Below are 4,964 nucleotides of genomic sequence, written 5' to 3'. Positions count from 1 at the left end.
TTAGCTTCTTTGAAGCTTAGAAATCGTTATCTAGTAACGTAGCAACTCTTTACCCCTTTTGAAGATGAGGGGGATTAGAGCTGAGAGTCATCGGATAAAAACTATAGGAAAAGATAAGTTTGGAGGTAAGTTTTTTGAATAAAGGGTTATTAATAGCATTAGAAGGGCCAGATGGTAGTGGAAAATCTACACAAATAGAATTATTAGAGAAATATTTTGTGGATAAGGGTATTGGAGTTATAAGGACGAGAGAACCTGGAGGAACTAAAATTAGCGAAAAAATTAGGGAGGTAATTTTAGATAATGCTAACCAAGAAATGGATAACATGTGTGAGGCTTTACTATATGCTGCGGCGAGGGCTCAACTTATAAAAGAAGTAATAAAGCCTGCAATTGCTCAAGGGAAGGTAGTCTTATGTGATAGATTTGTATATTCATCTATAGTTTATCAAGGAATTGCTAGAGATTTAGGAATAGACACTGTCAAATCTATAAATGATTGTGCTTTAGGCGGACTTGAAGCGGATTTAGTATTTATGATAAGTATTCCATATGATAAAGGAATTGAAAGAAAGAAAAATCAACAGGAATTAGATAGACTTGAGAATGTTGGTATGGATTTTCATAAAAAAGTTTTTGAAGGATATTCAAAAATTAGTAGTATTTATGATAAAATAGAATTAATAAATGGAGATGACTCTATAGAAAATATTCATAGGGACATAGTAAATAGAGTTGAATCCTATATAGAGCATAAATAAATATTTAGGAGGGGTATTATATGAAATTAATAATTGCGATAGTTCAAGATGACGATGCTATGGATTTAATCGATATCTTCACAGAGAATGGGTTAAGGGTTACAAAGCTTGCAACTACAGGTGGATTTTTAAAAGCTGGAAATACCACATTAATGATAGGTGTAGAGGTAGAGAAAGTTGATACTGTTTTAGGATATATAGAAGAAATCTGCAAAGTTAGAAAACAACTTATATCATCACCTTCTCCGGTTGCTGGATCTACAGGAGTATATGTTCCGTATCCTGTAGAGGTAAATATAGGTGGTGCTACTATATTTGTTGTTGATGTAGATAAGTTTTTAAGAGTATAATATATTTAAGTAAAATAATGTACAATAGGTTAAACTTATTGTACATTATTTATTATATAGGAAGGAGCAAATGAGTATGATAGGTCATGAAAATATAAGAAATAGCTTAATTGAAGCAATTAATAATAATAAATTTACTCATGCTCATATACTAGTTGGAGAAAAAGGTATAGGGAAAAGTGTCTTAGCTAAATTTATAGCATCAAAGCTCTTAGGAATAGATGAAGTAAGAGAACATGTAGATATAATTAAATGGTCTTTAGATAAGGGAAAAGTATCTATAGGAGTGAATACTATTAGGAGTATTATAGAAGAATGTAATAAGAAACCTTTTGAGAGGGATAGAAAGGTTATTATCATAGACAACGGTGATAAGATTACATTTCAAGCACAAAATGCATTTTTAAAGACTATAGAAGAACCACCGGCTAATGTTTATATATTTATATTGTGTGAAGAATTAGAAAGCATGTTGGATACAATTAAATCCAGGTGTGGCATACATAAACTAAAACCACTATCAAAGGAAGAGATGATTTTATTTCTTAAGAATAGATACACAGAAATTGAAGAAAATAAGATGTTAGTGGCTATTTCTTTTGCAAAAGGAATACCAGGAAAAGCAGAGAGTTTAATAGAAAATGAGGATTTTAGTTTAATAAGAAATACAATTTTTGAACTTATATATAAAATTAAGGATAAAGATTATGAAACCTCTTTATTGTATGAAAAGTTTTTTAATGATAATAGAAATATGGAAGAGGAAATTTTAGATGTAATTATAACTATAATAAGAGATATAATTATTTATAAAGAAGTTGGAGATGAAGAGCTTATAATAAATATTGATAAAATATCAGATATTAAAGATTTAGTTAATATATTTTCATTAAGTAAATTAAATGGTATGATTAAAGTTATAGATGATACAAGAAAAACTTTAAAAAATAATGTAAACTCGTCATTGGCATTTATAACGATGGTTTTGAGAATGCAGGAGGTTTAAATATGATAACAGTAATAGGAGTAAGATTTAAAAAAGCAGGTAAGATATATTATTTTAATCCTGGTGATTTGGATATAAAAAAGGGTGACTTTGTAGTTGTTGAAACCGCAAGAGGAATTGAGTTTGGTGAGTGTGTAGTTGGCATGAAGGAACTCAGAGAAGGTGAAATTGTAGCTCCTTTAAAGAATGTAATAAGGAAAGCTTTGGAGGAAGATATAAATGCAAATAAAACTAATAAAGAAAAGGAAGAAGAAGCTTTTAAGATATGTCTTGAGAAAATAAAGGCTCATGATTTAACTATGAAGCTTATAGATGTAGAATATACTTTTGACAATAATAAAGTAATATTCTATTTTACAGCAGATGGTAGAGTAGATTTCAGGGAATTAGTTAAGGATCTGGCATCAATTTTTAGAACTAGAATAGAATTAAGACAAATTGGAGTTAGGGATGAAGCTAAGATGACTGGAGGTCTTGGACCTTGTGGAAGAAGTCTATGTTGCTCTACATTTTTAGGTGAATTTGCCCCAGTATCAATAAAAATGGCAAAGGAACAAAACCTGTCTTTAAACCCGACTAAAATATCAGGAATATGTGGAAGACTTATGTGTTGTTTAAATTATGAGCAAGAAACATATGAAGGGATAAGAAAAAGATTACCTAAGGTAGGTTCTATAGTAGATACATGCTATGGAAAAGGAGAAGTAGTTTCTAATAGTGTAGTTAAAGAGGCGGTAAAAGTAAAAGTAAACATAAAAGATGGTGAAGATGATATTAAAGTAGTTAGTATAAATGATTTAACATTAATATCTGGTAGCTATGAAGATATAATTAATGAAATTGATTTAAAGGAATTAGAAAATCAAGCTGAAGACCCTACACTAATTAAAGAGCTATTTAAAGAAAATTAGGAGGAAGGATATGAAGACCACACTTAAAGTTTGTGATATGGTTACAAGTAAAGATGTTACAAGAGTTAAGAATGCCATATCCGCCAATGAAGGGGTTATAGCCTGTGGAATACACAAAGCTAAAAAAGAAGTAGAAATTGTTTATGACAATTATTTTATAAACATAGATGATATAATTGAATCCATAGAGAATAGTGGTTACACAGTTATATAATTATTCAGAATCCTTGTAGATATAAAGCTACAAGGATTTTTTTTGCATAAAAATAAACAAAATTAATTAAACATGTATATTTTATATAAATTTGTTAATTATTTAAATAGTAGTATTAAAATATAGAGAGGTGTTAATTATGAAATTTAAAAAACAAATAATAATAGCTATAAGCTGTGCAATTGTTTTGGGTGGAATATTTTTTTCTGTAAGCTATATAGGAAATAAAGATGAAAATAAAGAAACTAGTAACAAACCAGCTACAACCACTGACTCAAAGACTAATGAAGCTATAAATGAAAATAAAGAGAATACTGATAGCACAAAGGTCAATGATAAAACTACACTAGAACAAGAAGATAAAAAAGATACAGGTATGGAAGAAGTAAAAGAAGGATACTATACAATAAAAGCTAATGATACACTTTATAGTATAGCTAGAACTTATATGCCAAGCTCTGACCCAAATGAAGTAGTTGCAGAAATATTAACAAGGAATAATATGAGTAAAGATGATATTATTTCATCAGGACAAAAACTTATTATATCTTATGAAACTTCATTGGTAACAGGAGAAAAAAAATCAGACCAAAAATCAGAAGAGGTAGCTTCAGCTAATGCAGCAGAACATACTGATCACATTAAGTATGTTGTTAAATCAGGCGATACATTATTTAGCATATCTAAGGAGTATTTATCCAATATGGATATAATGGATGGAATTGAATTAATTAAAGCACATAATAACCTAAATGAGAATACAATAAAAGTTGAAGACACGTTATGTATACCTAATAAATAATATATGAATAAATTAACTTTAGATTAAGGAGATATCTGAAGTAATACCATAGCCTATAAAACAGTTTTAAGGGTTTATAGGCTGAAATATAGCCATGTAGAAATACTACATGGCTATATTTTTAATATTTTAACAGAATCACAATTGGCATAAACAAAGTCACTATCTAGAGTTAATAAATAATGTATATTATGACATATACAAGTAGCTATATGAGTAGCATCATTTATAGACAATAGGTTTTTAATCATTATTTCTTTAGTCTTACTCATACAGAGCTTATTTATTTCAACATATTCGTATTTAACGGTGTTTTCAAGTTGATTGTGCATGGTTACAGCAGTCTTATAATAAATACTTAGAAGATCTCTTTTAGAACTGTTTTTAGATAGGTTATCAAAATACTTTTTATATGGAATTTCTCTTAGCTTATCTATTCTTTTATCCTTTATAATTTTTCTGTCATATTTACTAAAGGATGATATAATTTGTTTTATATTTGTTTGAGAATTAAACGCGCTTTCTTTATCAATTTTGTGACGTATATCTATCATAAATATTTTATACATAATTTGATTTAAAACTTCAGCAGAAATTATATTTGTAACTAAAAGTTTGCACTGGTTATTGAGTAATATTCTGAATACTTCTATACATTCAGTATGTTTTATATCATCATCATAAACTAAACTTAACAGAAATGATGCATCTAACAATATAGAAGTACTTGATTGAAAATCTATTGATGAAAAGGGGTAAAATAATATTTCCATAATGCAAACCTTTCTTAATTGATTATACTGAATGATTATTGTATTATATTAAATTAAACTATTAGTTATTACTACTACTTAAGTAATAAATTAAATACAACTGTATATTCCTATTGATACTGGTAATAATATAAACAGAGTTCTTAG

General features: G+C 28.2%; 7 protein-coding genes. 6 read left to right on the top strand and 1 reads right to left on the bottom strand.

The window, feature by feature from the left end; genetic code table 11:
- Window positions 1-134 precede the first annotated feature (134 nt).
- The 6 genes from tmk (at window position 135) to B2671_RS13840 (ending at window position 4,044) form a co-directional block, all read left to right on the top strand.
- The gene (gene tmk / locus B2671_RS13865) at window positions 135-761 is read left to right on the top strand and encodes a dTMP kinase (protein ID WP_346870933.1); all 627 of its coding nucleotides are present in this window, start codon (window positions 135-137) and stop codon (window positions 759-761) included.
- A 20-nt stretch (window positions 762-781) separates the two neighbouring features.
- A complete protein-coding gene (locus tag B2671_RS13860) occupies window positions 782-1,111 on the top strand; it encodes a cyclic-di-AMP receptor (protein WP_346870932.1) in 330 nt (109 codons plus the stop codon).
- Window positions 1,112-1,181: 70 nt separating this feature from the next.
- Window positions 1,182-2,117 (top strand): DNA polymerase III subunit delta', encoded by a 936-nt coding sequence (locus B2671_RS13855; protein ID WP_346870931.1) that lies wholly within the window; start codon window positions 1,182-1,184, stop codon window positions 2,115-2,117.
- Window positions 2,118-2,119: 2 nt separating this feature from the next.
- Window positions 2,120-3,028 (top strand): stage 0 sporulation family protein, encoded by a 909-nt coding sequence (locus B2671_RS13850; RefSeq protein ID WP_346846915.1) that lies wholly within the window; start codon window positions 2,120-2,122, stop codon window positions 3,026-3,028.
- A 10-nt stretch (window positions 3,029-3,038) separates the two neighbouring features.
- Window positions 3,039-3,242 carry a heavy-metal-associated domain-containing protein gene (locus B2671_RS13845; protein ID WP_150846184.1) on the top strand — a complete coding sequence of 68 codons (204 nt, stop codon included), beginning with the start codon at window positions 3,039-3,041 and terminating at the stop codon, window positions 3,240-3,242.
- Between the two features lie 139 nt (window positions 3,243-3,381).
- The gene (locus B2671_RS13840) at window positions 3,382-4,044 is read left to right on the top strand and encodes a LysM peptidoglycan-binding domain-containing protein (RefSeq protein WP_346870930.1); all 663 of its coding nucleotides are present in this window, start codon (window positions 3,382-3,384) and stop codon (window positions 4,042-4,044) included.
- 113 nt (window positions 4,045-4,157) lie between these two features.
- Here the strand turns inward: B2671_RS13840 and B2671_RS13835 are convergent, their stop codons facing one another.
- A complete protein-coding gene (locus B2671_RS13835) occupies window positions 4,158-4,817 on the bottom strand; it encodes a type II toxin-antitoxin system VapC family toxin (protein WP_035130799.1) in 660 nt (219 codons plus the stop codon).
- Window positions 4,818-4,964 lie beyond the last annotated feature (147 nt).

Source organism: Clostridium sp. UBA5119 (genome assembly GCF_002414285.1).
Classification (GTDB): Bacteria; Bacillota; Clostridia; order Clostridiales; family Clostridiaceae; genus Clostridium_J; species Clostridium_J sulfidigenes.
The sequence above is the reverse complement of the archived record's forward strand: the minus strand, read 5'-3'. Positions and strand labels throughout refer to the sequence as shown.

What these genes read in the sequence shown, in the direction of transcription:
- B2671_RS13860 (WP_346870932.1), top strand. Translation starts at nt 782, where the DNA reads ATGAAATTAATAATTGCGATAGTTCAAGATGACGATGCTATGGATTTA.
- B2671_RS13855 (WP_346870931.1), top strand. Translation starts at nt 1,182, where the DNA reads ATGAGTATGATAGGTCATGAAAATATAAGAAATAGCTTAATTGAAGCA.
- B2671_RS13850 (WP_346846915.1), top strand. Translation starts at nt 2,120, where the DNA reads ATGATAACAGTAATAGGAGTAAGATTTAAAAAAGCAGGTAAGATATAT.
- B2671_RS13845 (WP_150846184.1), top strand. Translation starts at nt 3,039, where the DNA reads ATGAAGACCACACTTAAAGTTTGTGATATGGTTACAAGTAAAGATGTT.
- B2671_RS13840 (WP_346870930.1), top strand. Translation starts at nt 3,382, where the DNA reads ATGAAATTTAAAAAACAAATAATAATAGCTATAAGCTGTGCAATTGTT.
- B2671_RS13835 (WP_035130799.1), bottom strand. Translation starts at nt 4,817, where the DNA reads ATGGAAATATTATTTTACCCCTTTTCATCAATAGATTTTCAATCAAGT.